15 protein-coding genes and 2 tRNA genes are annotated in these 17,371 nt (G+C 67.4%); 4 read left to right on the top strand and 13 right to left on the bottom strand.

Going from position 1 to position 17,371, the window contains the following annotated elements; all coding sequences use genetic code 11:
* The 5 genes from fabF to GGQ93_RS04790 all read right to left on the bottom strand — a co-directional run bounded on the left by fabF (position 1) and on the right by GGQ93_RS04790 (position 5,046).
* Positions 1–1,272 carry a beta-ketoacyl-ACP synthase II gene (fabF, locus tag GGQ93_RS04810; RefSeq protein WP_183215462.1) on the bottom strand — a complete coding sequence of 424 codons (1,272 nt, stop codon included), beginning with the start codon at positions 1,270–1,272 and terminating at the stop codon, positions 1–3.
* Positions 1,273–1,421: 149 nt separating this feature from the next.
* On the bottom strand, positions 1,422–1,661 hold the full coding sequence (locus GGQ93_RS04805) for an acyl carrier protein (RefSeq protein WP_008264317.1): 240 nt from the start codon (positions 1,659–1,661) through the stop codon (positions 1,422–1,424).
* A gap of 172 nt (positions 1,662–1,833) precedes the next feature.
* On the bottom strand, positions 1,834–2,574 hold the full coding sequence (gene fabG / locus GGQ93_RS04800) for a 3-oxoacyl-[acyl-carrier-protein] reductase (RefSeq protein WP_183215460.1): 741 nt from the start codon (positions 2,572–2,574) through the stop codon (positions 1,834–1,836).
* 81 nt (positions 2,575–2,655) lie between these two features.
* A complete protein-coding gene (gene fabD / locus GGQ93_RS04795) occupies positions 2,656–3,612 on the bottom strand; it encodes an ACP S-malonyltransferase (RefSeq protein WP_183215458.1) in 957 nt (318 codons plus the stop codon).
* Between the two features lie 72 nt (positions 3,613–3,684).
* The gene (locus GGQ93_RS04790) at positions 3,685–5,046 is read right to left on the bottom strand and encodes a cytochrome b/b6 domain-containing protein (RefSeq protein WP_183215456.1); all 1,362 of its coding nucleotides are present in this window, start codon (positions 5,044–5,046) and stop codon (positions 3,685–3,687) included.
* Between the two features lie 201 nt (positions 5,047–5,247).
* Between GGQ93_RS04790 and GGQ93_RS04785 the strand changes: the two genes are divergently transcribed.
* The gene (locus GGQ93_RS04785; RefSeq protein WP_183215454.1) at positions 5,248–6,318 is read left to right on the top strand and encodes a PA0069 family radical SAM protein; all 1,071 of its coding nucleotides are present in this window, start codon (positions 5,248–5,250) and stop codon (positions 6,316–6,318) included.
* 199 nt (positions 6,319–6,517) lie between these two features.
* On the opposite strand, the gene GGQ93_RS04780 is transcribed toward GGQ93_RS04785, so the two are convergent.
* Both GGQ93_RS04780 and GGQ93_RS04775 read right to left on the bottom strand, forming a co-directional pair.
* Positions 6,518–6,922, bottom strand: coding sequence for a hypothetical protein (locus tag GGQ93_RS04780; protein ID WP_183215452.1), 405 nt, complete (start codon positions 6,920–6,922; stop codon positions 6,518–6,520).
* A 4-nt stretch (positions 6,923–6,926) separates the two neighbouring features.
* Positions 6,927–8,171, bottom strand: a complete 1,245-nt coding sequence (locus GGQ93_RS04775) for a class I SAM-dependent RNA methyltransferase (RefSeq protein ID WP_183215450.1) — start codon at positions 8,169–8,171, stop codon at positions 6,927–6,929.
* A gap of 204 nt (positions 8,172–8,375) precedes the next feature.
* Here GGQ93_RS04775 and GGQ93_RS04770 point away from each other — a divergent pair, with 204 nt between their 5' ends.
* Positions 8,376–9,023: a YMGG-like glycine zipper-containing protein gene (locus GGQ93_RS04770; RefSeq protein ID WP_183215448.1), complete on the top strand. Its 648-nt coding sequence runs from the start codon at positions 8,376–8,378 to the stop codon at positions 9,021–9,023.
* Positions 9,024–9,172: 149 nt separating this feature from the next.
* Here the strand turns inward: GGQ93_RS04770 and GGQ93_RS04765 are convergent, their stop codons facing one another.
* From GGQ93_RS04765 to GGQ93_RS04745, 5 genes are all read right to left on the bottom strand, one after another.
* The gene (locus GGQ93_RS04765) at positions 9,173–9,898 is read right to left on the bottom strand and encodes a TlyA family RNA methyltransferase (protein WP_183215446.1); all 726 of its coding nucleotides are present in this window, start codon (positions 9,896–9,898) and stop codon (positions 9,173–9,175) included.
* Positions 9,899–10,029: 131 nt separating this feature from the next.
* Entirely contained in the window at positions 10,030–12,759 is a 2,730-nt protein-coding gene (locus GGQ93_RS04760) for a valine--tRNA ligase (RefSeq protein ID WP_183215444.1), read from the bottom strand.
* A gap of 103 nt (positions 12,760–12,862) precedes the next feature.
* Positions 12,863–13,486, bottom strand: a complete 624-nt coding sequence (locus GGQ93_RS04755; RefSeq protein WP_054765828.1) for a DUF2497 domain-containing protein — start codon at positions 13,484–13,486, stop codon at positions 12,863–12,865.
* Between the two features lie 158 nt (positions 13,487–13,644).
* On the bottom strand, positions 13,645–15,180 hold the full coding sequence (locus tag GGQ93_RS04750) for a TolC family outer membrane protein (protein WP_054765829.1): 1,536 nt from the start codon (positions 15,178–15,180) through the stop codon (positions 13,645–13,647).
* Between the two features lie 136 nt (positions 15,181–15,316).
* Complete coding sequence (locus tag GGQ93_RS04745) at positions 15,317–15,946, bottom strand: protein-L-isoaspartate O-methyltransferase family protein (protein ID WP_183215442.1); 630 nt, start codon at positions 15,944–15,946, stop codon at positions 15,317–15,319.
* Between the two features lie 134 nt (positions 15,947–16,080).
* Between GGQ93_RS04745 and GGQ93_RS04740 the strand changes: the two genes are divergently transcribed.
* A tRNA-Cys gene (locus GGQ93_RS04740) sits at positions 16,081–16,154 on the top strand.
* A gap of 255 nt (positions 16,155–16,409) precedes the next feature.
* Here GGQ93_RS04740 and GGQ93_RS04735 read toward each other — a convergent pair.
* Positions 16,410–17,234 carry a TrmH family RNA methyltransferase gene (locus tag GGQ93_RS04735; RefSeq protein WP_183215440.1) on the bottom strand — a complete coding sequence of 275 codons (825 nt, stop codon included), beginning with the start codon at positions 17,232–17,234 and terminating at the stop codon, positions 16,410–16,412.
* A gap of 62 nt (positions 17,235–17,296) precedes the next feature.
* On the opposite strand from GGQ93_RS04735, the gene GGQ93_RS04730 reads away from it, so the two are divergent.
* A tRNA-Asn gene (locus GGQ93_RS04730) sits at positions 17,297–17,371 on the top strand.

Below are 17,371 nucleotides of genomic sequence, written 5' to 3'. Positions count from 1 at the left end.
TCAGTCGACCTTCTTGAAGATCACCGAGGCGTTGGTGCCCCCGAAGCCGAAACTGTTGGACATGGCGACGTCGATCTTCATCGGCTTGGCCTTGTTCGGCACCAGGTCGATCGGGGTCTCCATCTCCGGGTCGTCCAGATTGATCGTCGGCGGCGCGACCTGGTCACGGATGGCCAGGACGCAGAAGGCCGCTTCGATGGCGCCGGCCGCGCCCAGCAGGTGGCCCGTCATCGACTTTGTCGAGCTGACGGCCAGGTTCTTCGCATGGTCGCCGACCAGGCCCTCGATGGCCTTCAGCTCGATCCAGTCGGCCATGGTCGAGGTGCCGTGGGCGTTGACATAGTCAAGGTCCGACGGCTGCAGCCCGGCGCGCTTCAGCGCCGCCTTCATGGCGCGCGCCCCGCCCTCGCCGTCTTCGGACGGGGCGGTGATGTGATAGGCGTCGCCGCTCATGCCGTAGCCGACGATCTCGGCGTAGATCCTGGCGCCGCGCGCCTTGGCGTGTTCGTACTCCTCCAGCACCAGGATCCCTGCGCCCTCGCCCATGACGAAGCCGGCATGGCCCCGGTCATAGGGACGCGAAGCCTTCTCCGGCGTATCGTTATAGGCGGTGCAAAGCGCCTTGCAGGCTAGGAAGCCGGCGATGCCGATCGGCACGATCGAGCTTTCCGCCCCGCCCGCCACCATGATGTCCGCGTCGTCCAGGGCGATCATGCGCGCCGCATCGCCGATGGCGTGGGCGCCGGTGGCGCAGGCGGTCACCGCCGCATGATTCGGCCCCTTCAGCCCGTGCCGGATCGAAATCTGCCCTCCGGCCAGATTGATCAGGGCGCTGGGGATGAAGAAGGGGCTGACGCGGCGCGGCCCCTGCTCTTTCAAGACGATGGCCGTATCGGCAATGGGGCCCAGGCCGCCGATGCCGGAGCCGACCATGACCCCGGTCCGCTCCTTGTCCTCGTCCGTCTCGGGCTTCCAGCCTGCATCGTGCAGGGCCTCGTCCGCCGCCGCTATGGCGTACAGGATGAAGTCGTCGACGCGCTTTCGGTCCTTGGCGGACATGATTTTCTCGGGGTCGAAGTCGCCTTCGCCGCCGCCGCCGCGCCCGTCGACGCTCGGCACTTCGCCGGCGATGGTGCAGCCATAGCCCTCGGTGTCGAAGGCCGTGATCGGACCGATGCCCGACCGTCCCTCGACGATGCCCTTCCAGCTCTTGTCGACGCCCCAGCCCAGGGGGGTCAGCAGACCGATGCCCGTAACGACGACGCGGCGCATGGTGCGTGCTCCTTCAACTCCAATCCTGTCCCGGGGAATCACTGCGGATTCGCGAGGGTCAGAAACAGTAAAGGCCGCCGGGCGTCTCCGCTAGGAGCGCCGGGCGGCCCTGTGATCTGTCAGCCTGTCGGCCGCCAGTCGGGGCTGGATCAGCCCGCCGACTTTTCGTCGATGAACTTGACCGCATCGCCGACCGTCTGGATGTGCTCGGCGGCGTCATCCGGGATCTCGATGTCGAACTCTTCTTCGAAGGCCATCACCAGCTCGACGTTGTCGAGCGAGTCGGCGCCCAGGTCGTCGATGAAGCTGGCCTTTTCCGTGACCTTGTCCGGATCGGCGTCCAGGTGGTCGATGACGATCTTGCGAACGCGCTCGAGGGTGTCGGACATGAGTGTCTCTCTGCCTGTTTAAAATCGCCGTAGAGGCGGGGGTAGCTTCAGAAATCGCCGTCTCACGGCAGCGACGACGATGCAAGCCCGAAAGCCTGAACCGCCGATGCGTTCCTGCCCTTTAGCACAGGCTTTCGGGCGGGAAATAGTCTGTTGCGTGTCGTGATGACGATCAGATCATCGCCATGCCGCCGTTCACATGCAGGGTCTGGCCCGTCACATATGCGGCTTCGTCAGACGACAGATAGACGGCGGCGGCCGCGATCTCGTGGCCCGTGCCCAGCCGGCCCGCCGGAATCCGGCCCAGAATGGTCTCGCGTTGCTGGTCGTTCAGCACGTCGGTCATGGGCGAGGCGATGAATCCCGGCGCGATGCAATTGACTGTGATCCCGCGCGATCCGACCTCCTGCGCCAGCGACTTGGAAAAGCCGATCATCCCGGCCTTCGACGCCGAATAGTTGGTCTGGCCCGGATTGCCGGTGACGCCCACGACCGAGGTCACGCCGATGATCCGGCCCGACCGGCGCTTCATCATCCCCTTCACCGCCGCGCGGGTCAGGCGGAAATAGCTCTCCAGATTGATCTGGATGACCGACTGGAAATCTTCGTCCTTCATCCGCATCAGGAGGCCGTCCTTGGTGATGCCGGCGTTGGCCACCAGGATGTCCAGGGCTGAGCCCGCCGCCGTCTCGGCCGCGTTCACCAGATTGTCGACCGAGTCGGGGTCCGACAGGTTCGCCGTCGCGAAATGCGCCCGCTCGCCCAGTTCTTTGGCCAGATCCGCCAGCACCGCCTCGCGTGTGCCCGACAGCACCACGGTCGCGCCCTGGGCGTGCAGCGCCCGCGCCACCGCGCCGCCGATCCCGCCCGTCGCGCCAGTCACCAGCGCGGTCTTGCCTGCAAGATTGAACATTTATGTCTCTCCGAAGTGGCGAGTGATTAGTGGCGAGTGACGAGGAAAAGCAAAGTCGGGCGGCGAAAGTCTCGCCACTCGTCACTCGCCACTCGTCACTCCCCTCGCAAAGGCTTCCAGCTCTTCCGGCGTATTCAGAGGCAGACTCTCGGCGTCGGGCGCGATCCGCTTGGCCATGCCGGTCAGCACCTTGCCGGAACCGACCTCCACGAAGCGGGTCACACCCCCTTCGCTCGCCATCCACTCCATGCTCTCGCGCCAGCGCACCCGGCCGGTCACCTGCTCGACCAACAGCCGGCGGATGACTTCAGGATCGCTCTCCGGCCGCGCCAGCACATTGGCCACCACGGGAACCGCCGGCGCCAGAATGGTCGCCGAGGCCAGGGCCGTCGCCATCTCGTCCGCCGCCGGCTGCATCAGCGGGCAGTGGAAGGGCGCCGAGACGTTCAGCGGAATCGCCCGCGCCCCCAGTTCCTTGGCCTTTTCGATGGCCCGGTCCACAGCCGCCTTCTCGCCCGAGATGACGATGTTGCCGGCGTTGTTGTCATTGGCGACCACGCAGACGCCGACTTCAGCGCCGGCCGCCGCTGCGGCCTCGGCCAGGGCCAGATCGGTCTTGGGCCCGATCAGCGAAGCCATCGCCCCCTGCCCGACCGGAACCGCCCGCTGCATGGCCTGGCCGCGCAGTTTCAGCAGCCGCGCCGTATCCGACAGCGAGATCGCCCCGGCCGCCGCCAGGGCCGAATATTCGCCCAGAGAGTGACCGGCCACATAGGCCGCCTTGGCCACGTCGAAATCAAACTCGACCTTCAGCGCCCGGATGACCGCGACCGACACCGCCATCAGGGCCGGCTGGGCGTTCTCGGTCAGGGTCAGCTGATCCTCGGGGCCTTCGCGCATCAGCACCGACAGCTTCTGGCCCAGGGCCTCGTCCACCTCGGCGAAGACGTCGCGGGCGGAGGCGAAGGCGTCGGCCAGTTGCGCGCCCATGCCGACGGCCTGGCTGCCCTGTCCCGGAAACAGAAGTGCGAGGGTCATCGACCGCTCCCTGAATCATTGATCAAGAGCGCGGACCCCTAAGGCCAGACTTCCGTCAGGGCAAGTCGGCGCCTATTCGGCCCGCCGCGCTCTGACCTTGATCCGGACGTCGACCATCTTAGAGACCCAGTCGCCGGTCGCGTCGGATTCCAGGCCCAGGTTCAACGCGGTCCGGTCCAGTTGTAGCCGACCCTCCACCGTCGCGACGCCGCCGGCCTCACGATAGGTGAAGGGCAGGACAACTCGCAGACTGGTCGTCTTGATCCGCAAGCGGCCCGTGGCCTGGTATCGATCCCCGCCGAGCGACCGGAAGCCCGTCGTCTCGAACCGGGCGGTCGGATATTGGCCGACGTCGAACCATTCAGCCCCCTGGATCGAAGCCTCCTGCGTCGAATCCCCCGTCCGCGCCGAGCCGGTCTGGACGGTGATCACCGCCTTCGACCCCGCCAGATCGGCAGGGTCGAACCGGATCTGGCCGCTCCAGCGTTCGAACCGGCCGTTGAAGGCGGCGCCCGACTGGCTCCCGGCGAAGGCGATCTCGGAGGCCTCGCGGTCTATGGTCCAGTCGACGGCCTTTTGCGACGCCTCCGCCGCCGCAGCCGGTTCGGCGACTTCGACCTCCGCCGCCTGGACGTCCGTCGGTTCGGCCGGGATGTCGGGCTCGGGCGCCGGAACGGGCGCGATTTCAGGTCGAGGCGTCGGTTCAGTCCTGGGGGCAGGCTGCGCGGCTATCGCCCCGGCCGTCGCCACGACGAGGATCAGGGCCAGGCCGAGACCGCGTTCCGCCCAGGCCGCGCGCGCGTCCGGCTCCACGCCTTCCTCGGAATCCTCTCCGCCCTGCCTCAGACTTGGAACCATGCGCGCCAGGACGCCGTCGCGGTCGAGGAACTGGTGTTTCAGCGCCGCCCCGACGTGCAGGATCACGAGGACGACCGCGCCCCAGGCCATGGCGGCGTGCGCGCCCATGGCCGAAAAGGCCACAGCCCGTCGCGCCTCCGTCGCCAGTTCGGCCACCCCCGGCAGGTGCGGGACGGGAAACAGGCCGAACCAGCGGGTCGCCACCTCCAGCGCCCGGTCCTGCGACACAGCCCAGCCGGCCGAGACATACAGCCACCCCGTCAGCGGCAGACCCAGCATCAGGGCGTAGAAGGCCGCATGGGTCGCATGGGCGGCGAAGGCCTCCCACCGCTTCATCCCCGCGGGCAGGGCCGGCGGCCGATGCGTCAGCCGCCAGACGATCCGCACCAGGGTCAGGGCCAGAATCAGAAAGCCGATCGACTTGTGGAGCTGGAACAGGCGGTAGGCTGCGGCCTGGCTCCCCGGCTGTTCGATAGCGGCGGTCATCCACCACCCCATCGGGATCATGGACAGGATGCAGAGCGCGATCACCCAGTGCAGGGCGACGGCGACGGCGGAATAGCGGCGGGCGGCCATCGGGCTCTCCGGATCAGGACGCAAGCAGCTCCCGCCGCCTCGGCCATCGCCGTGCGAGGAAGCAAGACAGCCCTCTACACCCGCAGCGGCTGATTTCGCAACAGACACTGTATCGTTTGGTCCTGGTTGTCAGTGGTCCGCCTCGACGATGGAGAACAAATGTTCTTGCTCTGTTCTCATTTTTGATCCACCTTCCCTTTCATGCAAACCGCCAAGGGAAGAGGCGCGCGTTCGAATGCGACAGGCCGTTACGAGCCCGAGCAGCGTGAGTCGTTCGACGACGGCTGGACGAACGACGACGCCCAGGCCGCGCCGTTGCGCACCACCCTCACGCCCGAACACGCCCGCACCATCATCGCCCGGAACGACAGTCCCGACATCGGTTTCGACCGCTCCATCAACCCGTACAAAGGTTGCGAACATGGCTGTATCTACTGCTACGCCCGTCCGTCCCATGCCTGGATGGGCCTATCCCCGGGCCTGGATTTCGAGAGCCGGATCTTCTTCAAGCCCGAGGGCGCACGTCTGCTGGAACAGGCCTTCCTCACCCCCCGATACCGGTGCAAACGCATCCACATAGGCGGCAATACCGACCCCTATCAGCCGGTCGAGCGCGAGCTGAAATCGACCCGCTCGATCCTGGAGGTCATGCGGCGTTTCAACCACCCCTTCAGCATCATCACCAAGTCGGTGCTGATTGCGCGCGACGCCGATATTCTAGGGCCCATGGGCCAGGCCGGCCTGGCCTCGGCCTTCGTCTCCATCACCACCCTGGACCGGGGCTTGGCCCGCGCCATGGAGCCCCGCGCCTCAACCCCGGCCAAACGGCTGGAGGCGATCCGTCGTCTCGCCGACGCGGGCTGTCCCGTCGGGGTCGGCTTCGCCCCGGTCATTCCCGGCCTGAACGACCACGAGCTGGAGTCGGTGCTCGAGGCGGCGGCCAAGGCCGGAGCGACCCGGGCCATGTATGTCACCCTGCGCCTGCCGCTGGAGATCAAGGATCTGTTTCGCGAATGGCTGGCCGACGCCCGCCCCGATCGCGCCGCCCGCGTCATGTCCCTGATCCGCCAGACGCGCGGAGGCAAGGACTATGACGCCGACTGGTCCCAGCGGATGCGGATGAAGGGAACCGGTCCCGTCGCCGAACTGATCGGCGCCCGCTTCAAGGCCGCCGTCAAACGCTACGGCCTGGATGCGCCGCTGCGACCGCTCGACGAAACCCAGTTCCGCATCCCCGCCGACGCCCGGCCGCAGTTGGAGCTGTTCGGCTAAATCATGCCGCTCCTGGGTGATGCTCGTAATCTTGACGAAAGACACTCGCATTTTCAGCCCGTTGAGGGCGTCAAACCGCCCCGAACCCGGCGCTTTTCATCTGTGTGGTAAGCTCGTGAACAGGTTTTTGACAATCCAGCCCGTCAGGGAGCTCCCGCCAAAATGTGCACTAAAGTGCACTAATTTTTTTGGACAGGCCTTAGTCGGCGACCGACGGATCAATCGCCCGCGTGACCAGGTCGCGCCAGGTGGGGTCCGTGTCGTCGACCAGATCGACGTCCTCCATCAGGGCCACCGCCCCCTCCCCGTCCGGCAGGATGAGGCCCAGGATCTCCATCTCCTCGCCGTCCGGCCCCAGATGGCTCTCGGCCTGGATGGCGACGGCCGCCTGTTCGCCGTCCTCCTCCCACCAGATCACCGGCTGGGGCAGGTCCATGACGATCGGGCGCGGATCATCGGTGTCGCCCAGGGCGAAGACGGCCCGTCGCGCCTGAACGTCGTCCAGGGTCGCCACCGCCCCGACGAAGGGCGTCAGCCGGCCCCAATCGTCGACGTCGAACCCGCCCCCGTCGTCCTCCGGCCCCGCGCGCAGTTCATCATCCATGGGCCTACCGCTTGAAAACACCGACAAGTTCGACATGGGCCGACCAGAGGAACTGGTCCACCGGCGTGACCCGCTCCAGCCGGAACCCGGCGTCGATCAGCACTCGCGCGTCCCGCGCAAAGGTCTGGGGATTGCACGACACCCCGACCACCACCCCGGCCTTGGTCCCGGCGATCTGGGCCGTCTGGTCGATGGCCCCGGCGCGCGGCGGGTCGAACACGATGGCCTCGCACCCTTTCAGGTCATAGGGGGTCAGGGGCCGTCGGAACAGGTCGCGCGCCTCGGCCGTGATCGGCTTCATCCCCTTGGCCGAGCCTACGCCCGCCTTCAGGGCCGCGATCCCCGCCTTGGACGCATCGGCCGCGATCACCGGCGCCACCGTCGCCAGCGGGAAGGTGAAGGTCCCGGCGCCGCAGAACAGGTCGGCGATCTTCTTGGCCCCCTTCACCGCCGCCACAGCCCGCTCAACCATGGCCGCCTCGGCCTGGGGCACGGCCTGCAGAAAGCCCCCCGCCGGCAGGGGCACGGTGGCGGGGCCGAAGCCGATCAAGGGTTGACGCGCCATCATCAAGGCGTCGCCCGCGAGGCTCAGCCGCGCCAGATCGACCCGCCGCGCCGCCTCTATGGCCCGCATCTGGGCGTCGGCCGACAGCCCTCCGCCCGAGCGCCGCTCGACCCCCGTCACATCCACGTCGAGCCCAGACAGGGTCGAGGTCACGTGCAGGGTCGGCGCCGACTTGGGATGCTCCAGAAAGGCCGCCGCCACCTCGGTCAGGGCCGGGATGGCGCGGATGATCCGGGAATCGGCCACCGGGCATTCCCGCACCTCGACCAGCCGCCACGACCGCCGCGCCTTGAAGCCCAGCACCACCCGGCCGTCCTGGGTTCGGCGCGCGTGCAGAGCCACCCGACGGCGCGTTCCGGTGGGACTCGCCACCGTCGCCTCGAGCTCGGTCTCGATCTTCTCGCGCGCCAGGGCCAGCCGCACCTGTTCGCGCTTCCACTCCAGATAGGGTCTGTCCGCCCAGTGTTGCAGCGAGCAACCGCCGCAGTCGCCGTACTGGGGCGACACCGGCGCGATCCGGTCTGGGCTGGGGGTCACGATCTCGACCTGCTCCAGCCGCCCGTCGACGACTTCCCCCCGCACCATCTCCCCAGGCAGGGTTAGGCCCGCGAAGACCGGCCCCTGCGGCGTCTCGGCGACGCCGTCGCCCTGGCCGCCGACGCGGCTGATGGTAAAGGTCTGCATCGCCGGGCTTCTAGCCCCGACGCTCCCCCGCGCCAAGCCACCGCCTCAAGCAGCGCTGAGCGCGATAGGCCCACGAAACATGAACGAAGATGAACAGCCCGCTCAAAAGCCGTTCAGCTTCGCGGTCCTAAACCTGCATGCAACAGACAGCCGGTCCAGCCGTTCAGCGCCCGTCACTGAACGTCCGACCATAAGGGGTTGAAGATGCGCCTTTCCAACACGTCACTCGCCGCAGTTGCGGCCCTTACGATCGGCGCCTTGGCCGCCCCGGTCTCCGCCTCGGCTCAAGCCTACAGCTACAGCCGCAACTACGGAACCGGCGCCTACGCCCCCGCCTATGACTACGGCCGCTATGGTCGGCAGACCTACGATCCCTGCGCCCGCGAGCGAGAAGGACGCACCGGCGCCGGCGCCGTGATCGGCGGCGGCGCGGGCGCCGTCATCGGCTCTCAGCTGGCCGCGCGCGGACGCCGCACCGAAGGCAGTATTCTGGGCGGGGTCGTGGGCGCCGTCATCGGCTCGCAAGTCGGCCGCTCCAGCTCGGACGCCTGCCGCAGCTATCAGGCCGGCTACGCCTCCAACGGCTATTACGGCGGCGGCTACAGCCAGCCGAGTTACGGCTATTACGACGATCGCTATACGGGCGATAACGGCTATCGCTACGACGACCGCCGCGACGACTACGCCGACGACCGGTACGATGATTACCGCTCGCGCCCGATCGATTCCTATCAGAACTCCGACCGATGCCGCTTGGCGGAAAGCCGCATCCGTCTGCCGGACGGTCGCACGGACACCCGCTATGTCCGCACCTGCCCCGACCAGTACGGCCGCTATCGCGTCGTCGATTAATTTCAGCCCCCCTGTCAAATCGACGACGTGACGGGAGCCGCCGGAGGATCAGTCCTCCGGCGGTTTCTCATTTTTGAGGGGCTACCGGCCTTTGGCCTATTTGAGCCGGCGCTAGGAGGGCTCCAACGCTTCGCGCGGCTTAGGGCTGTTTAGCCTGGCTGATTGGCCCAGAGCAGGAACTCGACATTGCCGTCGCCGCCGGTGATCGGGCTTTCGGTCGTCGCCTGGACGGCCCAACCCAGGGCCTCCAACCAATCCCTGACGCGCTCCACAGCGGCGGCGTGGGCGGCCGGATCCTTGACCACGCCCTTCTTGCCGGCGCCGGGACCGTCCGCCTCGAACTGCGGCTTCACCAGCGTGACCAGATCCGCGCCGGGCGCCGCAAGATCCAGGGCGGCGGGCAGCACCTTGCTCAGGCTGATGAAGCTGGCGTCGCACACGATCACAGACGGCGCCTCCGGAATCAGGTCGCGCGTCAGATCGCGCGCGTCCGTCCGCTCCAGATTGACCACGCGCGGATCGGCCGCCACCCGGTCGTGCATCTGCCCAAACCCGACATCGACCGCGAACACCTTGGCCGCCCCGCGCTCCAGGCAGACCTCGGTAAAGCCGCCGGTCGAGGCGCCGACGTCCAGCACCACCCGCCCCTCGATCGCCACAGGCCAGACGGTCAAGGCGTGATCCAGCTTCAGCGCCCCGCGCCCGACCCAGCGGTGGGCCGGTTCCGCCTCGATTTCGGCCTCCTCGGCGATCTGCTCCGAGGGCTTGGCCACGACGCGCCCATCCGCCTTCACCCGCCCCGCCTCAATGGCGGCGCGGGCGCGGGAACGGGTGTCAAACAGTCCCCGCGCGACGAGCAGTTGGTCGATACGCATCTAAATCCTCCCCCATCGGGGGAGGGGGACCGCGCGCAGCGTGGTGGAGGGGCCCCGCCCCGGACACCAGCCTTGGATCGAGCCCCCTCCACCGCTTCGCGGTCCTCCTCCCCCCGCGGGAGAGGATTGGGTCATCCGATCTCGCTGAGCCGCGCCAGCGCCGCCAGCAGCTTGACCTTGCCCGCCTCGGCCTCGGCCAGTTTGGCGCGCTGCTCCTCGACCACTTCGGCCGCGGCGCGCGACACGAAGTTGGGATTGCCCAGCTTCTTGTTCACATGGCCGATATCGGCGTCAAAGACGGCGATCTCCTTTTCCAACCGCGCCCGTTCGGCGGTCAGGTCGATGATCCCCGCCAGCGACAGGGCCGCCGTCGATCCGCCCGAGACGAAGGTCACGGCCCCCGTCGGCGCGGCCTCCGCCGATCCGACCTCGGACACGCGACCTAGGGTCAGGATCAGGTCGCGATGGCGCGCGATTCGCTCGGCCGTGGCTGCGTCCAGCGCGACGAAGGCCAACGGCGGCTTGGCCGACGGCGGCACATTCATCTCGGCCCGCAGCCCCCGGATTTCGCCGACCAGATCGACCAGCCAGCCGATCTCGGCCTCGGCCGAGGCTTCGATGAAGCCGTCCGGCAGCACCGGCCATTCGGCGCCGATCAGCAGGGTCTCACGCGCCGGCCCCTCCTTGCCCAGCTCGGCCCACAGCTCCTCGGTGATGAAGGGCATGACCGGGTGCAGCAGCTTCAGCGTCTGGTCCAGGGTCCAGGCCGTCATGGCTCGCGTTTCGGCCTTTGCGGCCTCGTCCGAGCCCTGGAAGATCGGCTTGGCCAGCTCCAGATACCAGTCGCAGAAGACGTTCCAGACGAACCGGTACAGCGCCCCGGCCGCATCGTCGAACCGCCCGCCCTCGATGGCCTCCGACACGGCCCGCTCGGCCTTGGTCAGTTCGCCCCGGATCCAGCGGTTGATCGTCTGTTCGACGGTCGCGGGATCGAAGCCCTTGACGCGGGCGCAGCCGTTCATCTGGCTGAACCGGGCCGCGTTCCACAGCTTGGTGCCGAAGTTGCGGTATCCCTCGATCCGCTGCTTCGACAGCTTGATGTCGCGCGTGCCAGACAGGATGGCCATGGTGAAGCGCAAGGGATCGGCGCCCAGCTCATCGATGATGCCCAGGGGGTCGATGACGTTCCCCTTGGACTTTGACATCTTCTGGCCCTTCTCGTCGCGGACCAGGCCGTTGATGATGACCCGCTTGAACGGGACCTCGTCCATGAAGTGCAGGCCCATCATCATCATCCGGGCGACCCAGAAGAAGATGATGTCCGCCGCCGTGACCAGATCGCTGGTCGGATAGAACCGCTCCAGATCCTCGGTCTTCTCGGGCCAGCCCATGGTCGAGAACGGCCACAGGGCCGAGGAGAACCAGGTGTCCAGCACGTCCTCGTCCTGGGTCAGGGCGACCTCGGAATCATAGTCCGCCATCGCCAGTTCGCGGGCGTCTTCTTCCGTCTCGGCGACATAGATCTCGCCGTTCGGACCGTACCAGGCCGGGATCCGGTGGCCCCACCATAGCTGGCGGCTGATGCACCAGGGTTCGATATTCCTCAGCCATTCGAAATAAATCTTCTCGTACGACTTCGGCTCGAACACCGTCTCGCCCTGCTCCACCGCCTTCAGCGCGGGCTGGGCCAGGACCTTGGCGTCGACGTACCACTGGTCCGTCAGCCAGGGCTCGATGACCACGCCGGAACGGTCGCCGTGCGGCACCACATGCTTGGTCTTCTCGATCTCGCGCAGCCAGCCCTCTTCCTCGGCGCGAGCCACGATGGCCTTGCGCGCGGCGAAGCGGTCCATGCCGACGTATTCGGCCGGGATTTCCGGCACGTCGTCGGCGACGATCCGGGCGAAGGCGTCCATGACGTTCAGGGCCGGCAGGCCGGCGCGCTTGCCGACGCCGAAGTCGTTGAAATCATGCGCCGGGGTGATCTTGACCGCGCCCGAGCCCTTGGTCGGGTCAGCATACTCATCAGCCACAACGGGAATACGGCGTCCGGTGATCGGCAGGGTCACGAACTTGCCGACCAGCCCCTTGTACCGCTCATCCTCCGGATGAACGGCCACGCCGGTGTCGCCCAGCATCGTCTCGGGCCGGGTCGTCGCCACCACGATGAAGTCGCGCGTCTCCCATTCCGTCGCCTCGCCGTCCTCGTCAAAGGCGACGGGGTGTTCGTAGGTGACGCCGTCCGCCAGCGGATAGGCGAAATGCCAATAGGCGCCGTCCACCTCGCGCTGCTCGACCTCCAGGTCCGAGATGGCGGTCTGGAAATGCGGATCCCAGTTCACCAGCCGCTTGTCGCGATAGATCAGGCCCTCCTTGTGCAGTTGCACGAAGACCTTGCGCACGGCCGCGTTCAGCCCCTCGTCCAGGGTGAACCGCTCGCGCGACCAGTCGCACGAGGCCCCCAGGCGGCGCAGCTGGCGCACGATGGTCCCGCCGCTCTCAGCCTTCCATTCCCAGACCTTGTCGATGAAGGCGTCGCGGCCCATGTCGCGCCGCCCGACGTTTCCGGCGGCGGCCAGCTGACGCTCGACCACCATCTGGGTCGCGATACCGGCGTGGTCCGTACCCGGCAGCCACAGCACCGCCTTGCCCTTCATCCGGTGATAGCGGGCCAGGATGTCCTGGAGCGTATTGTTCAGCGCATGGCCGATGTGCAGGCTGCCCGTCACATTCGGCGGCGGAATGACGATCGAATAGGCGCCCTCTGCCCCTTCCGTGCGGGGCGCGAACAGGCCGCTCTCTTCCCACTGGGCGTACAGGCGGGGTTCGGCGGCCTGGGGTTCGAAGGTCTTCTCGAGCATGGGTCTTCTTTGATCGTTGTCGTGCGGCCAGGGCGCGGCCTTGAATGACAAAGGGCGGCCCCTTCAGGAGCCGCCCCTCGATAGTCTGAGGTGAAGCGAAGGGCTAGGCGCTGCGCGCGATGCGTTCGACTTCCCTCTGTACCGCCGCCTGGACGATCCCCGGCAGATTGTTGTCCAGCCAGTCCTTGAGCAGCGGACGCAGCATTTCCGCCACCATGGCCTCGACCGTATTGCCGCTGACGAAGCTCATGTCGCCTCCCGCCGGCGCAGGCGCGGCCTCCGGCTTCTTGAAGCTGGCCGCCAAGCCCGCAAAGGCCGAGGCGGCGCTGGCGGCGGCGCTTTCGCCGACCAAGGCGTCATAGCCGCTGGACGCCGCAGGCGCCGGCTCCGTCGCGGCAGGGGCCTCTTCAACGGCTTCGACCACATCCAGATCGCCGATGCTCTCGGCGGCAGGCGGCGCTTCATAAAGCTCGGTCAGCTCGAGAACGTCTTCTTCCGCAGCCGCTGGTTGGGGCTCGGCTTCGGCGACCGGCTCCGGCTGGGCGGCGAAGATGGTCTCGGCCGGTTCCGGCTCAGGCTCCGGCTGGGGTTCCGGTTCGGGGGCGGCTTGCGGCTCCGCCGCCGCAGCAGCGGGGGTTTCCGCCGGCGCCTCGTCTTCGGAGATGATCCGGCGAATAGACGCCAGGATCTCCTCCATGGTCGGTTCCTGCGCGGGCTGATCGGTCATGGCTAAACCTTGGAGAGACCTGGAACAAACTGAGACACGACGCCAGACGTCGCGACACGCCCCGAAAAGACTGCTGATCCCCCCGGTCGCCCGTTTGTCGTCGCACCAACGCCCGCCGGAATCAACGGGCGTTTTAGGCTTGAAGGCTGATCAGACGCTCAATTCTGCGGCGCCGTCTCGACAACTTCGCTTTTCAGCTGGGCGTCGATCGGGGCGTCGGGCGCATCGTCAGCGTCCACGACGGGCGGCGAGGCCACCCGGTCCAGCGCCTCGATCACGCCGTCCCAGGGCAAGGCCCCGCGATTGCGCACGCGGTCGTAGTTGGCCTTGGCGTCATAGGCTTCCAGCGTCGGGTTCAGGGCAGGCCCTTCCAACTGTCCCATGGCCGACAGGAGCGAGGCGCGGGCGACATATTCGGCCGCACGCGCGCTGGCCAGGGCGGTCTGGGCCGAGCGCAGAGCCACTTCCTGGTTCAGCACGTCCAGAGTGGTGCGAAGGCCCACCTGGGCCTCCTGCCGCACGCCCTCGGCGGCGACGGAGGCGGCGCGAACCGCCTCGTTCCCCGCGGTGACGTTCGCCCGTGTGGACAGAACCTGGGCGTAGGCGGAACTGACGTTCTGCAGGATGGTGCGCCGTTCGGCCTCGATGGCGATCTGGGCGGCGTTGGCCTGTTCCAGAGACTGGGCGACCCGCGAACGGTTCAGGCCGCCGGTGAACAGCGGCACCGACAGGGTAGCGCCGGCCGTAAAGCTGCGGCGATCCGCCAGCTCATCCAGATTGCTGAGGTCGGTCGCCGTACCGCCGTAGGAGGCTGTCGCGCGAATGGAAGGCAGATATTCGGCGCGCGCCGCCGCCACCGCCGCCTCGGCCTGCTGAAGCCGGTATTGCGCCGCCAGAAGACCGGGGTTGCGCGCCAGGGCCACCTCCATGGCGGCGTCGAAATCGGCCGGAATCGTCGGCAGGACGGGGGCGGCCTCCAGGTCGGTCGGCGACTGGCCCACCACGGCGGCATAAGCGGCGCGCGAGGTCGACAGTTGCGCCCGCGCGCTGGCCAGGTCGGCCTGCGACTGAGCCAGGGAGGCTTCGGCCTGGGCCACGTCGGTGCGGGTGATCTCCCCCACCTCGAACCGTGCGCTGGTCTCTTCCAGCTGGCGCTGAAGAACCGACAGATTCTCCTCGCGAATACGCAGGATCTCCATGTCGCGGGTGACGTTCACATAGGCCTGGATCACCGCCAGCATGACCGACTGTTCGGTACCGCGCAGGGTCTCCCGGCCCGCCAACACCCCGGCGCGGGCCTGGTCGATCGCCAGGGCGCTGCGTCCCGCCGTCCAGATGTTCTGGGACAGGCTGACCCCAGCCGTGGCGCCGTCGCTCTCGCTCGAGGAGCTGGAGACCTGGGTGTCGGGCACGCCGTCGTTGTTGGTGTCGACGAACTGGGTCACGGTCGGAAAGTCGTTGCGGGTGTAGCTGGCCCCCACCGAACCGCTGAGCGTCGGCCGCAGGCCCGACCGCGCCTGAACGACCGTCTCGTCCAAAGCCCGCTGGTTGGCGCGTTGCGCCAGCAGGTTCGGATTGGTGCGATAGGCCAGGGCGATCGCATCCTGGAGGGTTTCAGCCCAGGCGGGCGCGCCCAGTCCGGTCACGAGAGCAACCACAGCGGCCGAAGCCAGGGTACGCGAGCGTTTCAACATTGTCCGTCCTTGCCTGACGCCCCCGCGAGCGTCCGATGTTCTTCAGCGTAACTGCGGCTTCCGCCCGTTCCACGCCAGTTAAGTTTTTTTCACGCTCACCGCCGAGTCCAGGCTGCACCCGGGCTTACCGTCGGTTTCACAGGGCGAAACTGGGCGCCGGCGTCAGTTCCGCCAGGAGGGCCGGCGACGAATCGAACAGTTCGCGGCGAGACAGCCCTTCTCGGCCCTTGGTGTAGAGGGCCGCCTTGCCGATAGCGCCGCGACGCTCGACCAGAACCATCCGACCGCCGATCCGCAGGGCGGCGCCCCAGGCGTCCGGCAGGGCGGCGACGCCGCCTTCGCAGACGATCAGATCCCAGCCCTCGCCGACCGGTCGGCTCAGCGGGGCCAGGGCCGTCGCGACGCCTTCCGCCTCCAAAGCCGCCCCGACAACGTCGAACACCGCCTGTTCGGCTTCCTGAGCCGTCACCGTCAAGCCCATGCGCGCTAGCACCGCCGCAGCATAGGGCGCCGCTATGGCCAGGGCCTTTTCGCCCTCGCGGGCGTCGGCGGCCTGAAGCAGTTTCGACAAATCCCGCGCCGGCATCAATCGACGGTCGGCCGCGATCTCGACCTCAGCATCCGAATAGGCGGCGAAGATCCGGTCTGGCGCGCAATAGTTCTCGCGCGGCACCGCCATCATCGCCTTGTGGATCTCATGGCTGGTGACATCGTTCACGCGAACCTGGGAATCGACCATGGCCTTGCGCTCGGCAGTGAAATCCATCTGTGGTCAGCCTTCAAACGGGAGGGGGAGAGGAATTATCGCGTGCTTATAGTTCCGTGCGTTGCAGCGGACAATCCGATCTGATAGCGAACGCCCCTCGCGATGACCGCCCCCGAGTGATCGGGGATCACAGCGGCCTGATGGCGGAGTGGTGACGCAGAGGACTGCAAATCCTTGCACCCGGGTTCGATTCCCGGTCAGGCCTCCATCGCGAAGAGACGCTGCACTGAAAAGGGGCGCGAACCGCACGGTTCGCGCCCCTTTTGTCTCAGCCGCCGATCCGAATCAGACCGGTGCGGTGATCCACCCGATCGCACCGGCCGCGCCCAAGGCGGCGACACCCAAGGCGATAGCCAGAGCGACCCTGGCGTTCCTGTTCAGAAAGTACAGAAGATTCATGATCAGCCCCCCAGCAGGCTGATGGTCGCCACAACTTCGTTCGACACGCAAGGTGAATAGAAGGTTAACGCTTAAACTCTGGGTGATCTCCGTTCGAGGTCATCTGATACAGAGCCAGGGCGCTGGTCGCCGCGACGTTCAGCGAATCAAAGCCGCCCGCCATGGGAACGCCGACCGCCCGGCATCGACCGATCACCTCTGGGGGCAGGCCCGGCCCTTCGGATCCCAACACGACGGCCACCGGTCCGCTGCGACGATAGTCGGCCAATCGCTCGGTCGCCGAGGGCGTCAGCGCCAGCACCTCGACGCCGGCCGCTCGAAGCGCCTCGACCAAGGCTGACGCCCTGGTTCCCACGGCGAATGGGGTTCGCAGCACGGCCCCGACGGAAACCCGAATGGCCTTGCGATAGAAGGGGTCGCAACAGAGGTCGTCCAGAAGAACCGCCCGCGCGCCAAAGGCGGCCGCATTGCGGAACAGGCCGCCCATATTGTCGTGATTGCCGACGCCGCAGGCCACGACGAACACATCATCCGCTCGCACGTCGCACAGCAGGGCCTCGACGGAAGCCGTCGCCGGCTTCTCCCCCAGGGCCAGGATGCCGCGGTGCAGGGCGAAGCCCGCGATCCCGTCAAGCACCACCTGGGGCGCCGCATAGACGGGAACGTCGGCCGGAAGGCTCGCAATCACGTCCGCCAGCGCCTCGACGCGCTTCTGCGCCAGCAGGATCGCGCGTGGACGACAGCGTGAAGCGGCGGAGGCCAGAACGCGCAAAACCACCTCGCCCTCGGCCACGAACAGTCCCTCTCGGCCGGTCAGGTCCCGTTCGCGGATGTGGCGAAAGCCGGCGATCCTCGGATCGTCAGGGTCATGGATGGAGATCGTGCGCATTCGTCATTTTCCCCATTGCACGAATCGAACGGCCGCTGCTATAGGCCCGCCTCCCGAGCAGTTCCGCGGTAGCTCAGTGGTAGAGCAGCCGACTGTTAATCGGCTGGTCGTAGGTTCGAATCCTACCCGCGGAGCCA

It is taken from the genome of Brevundimonas aurantiaca, from assembly GCF_014199955.1.
Lineage (GTDB): Bacteria > Pseudomonadota > Alphaproteobacteria > Caulobacterales > Caulobacteraceae > Brevundimonas > Brevundimonas aurantiaca.
This window is presented reverse-complemented; position numbering and strand designations above follow the sequence as displayed.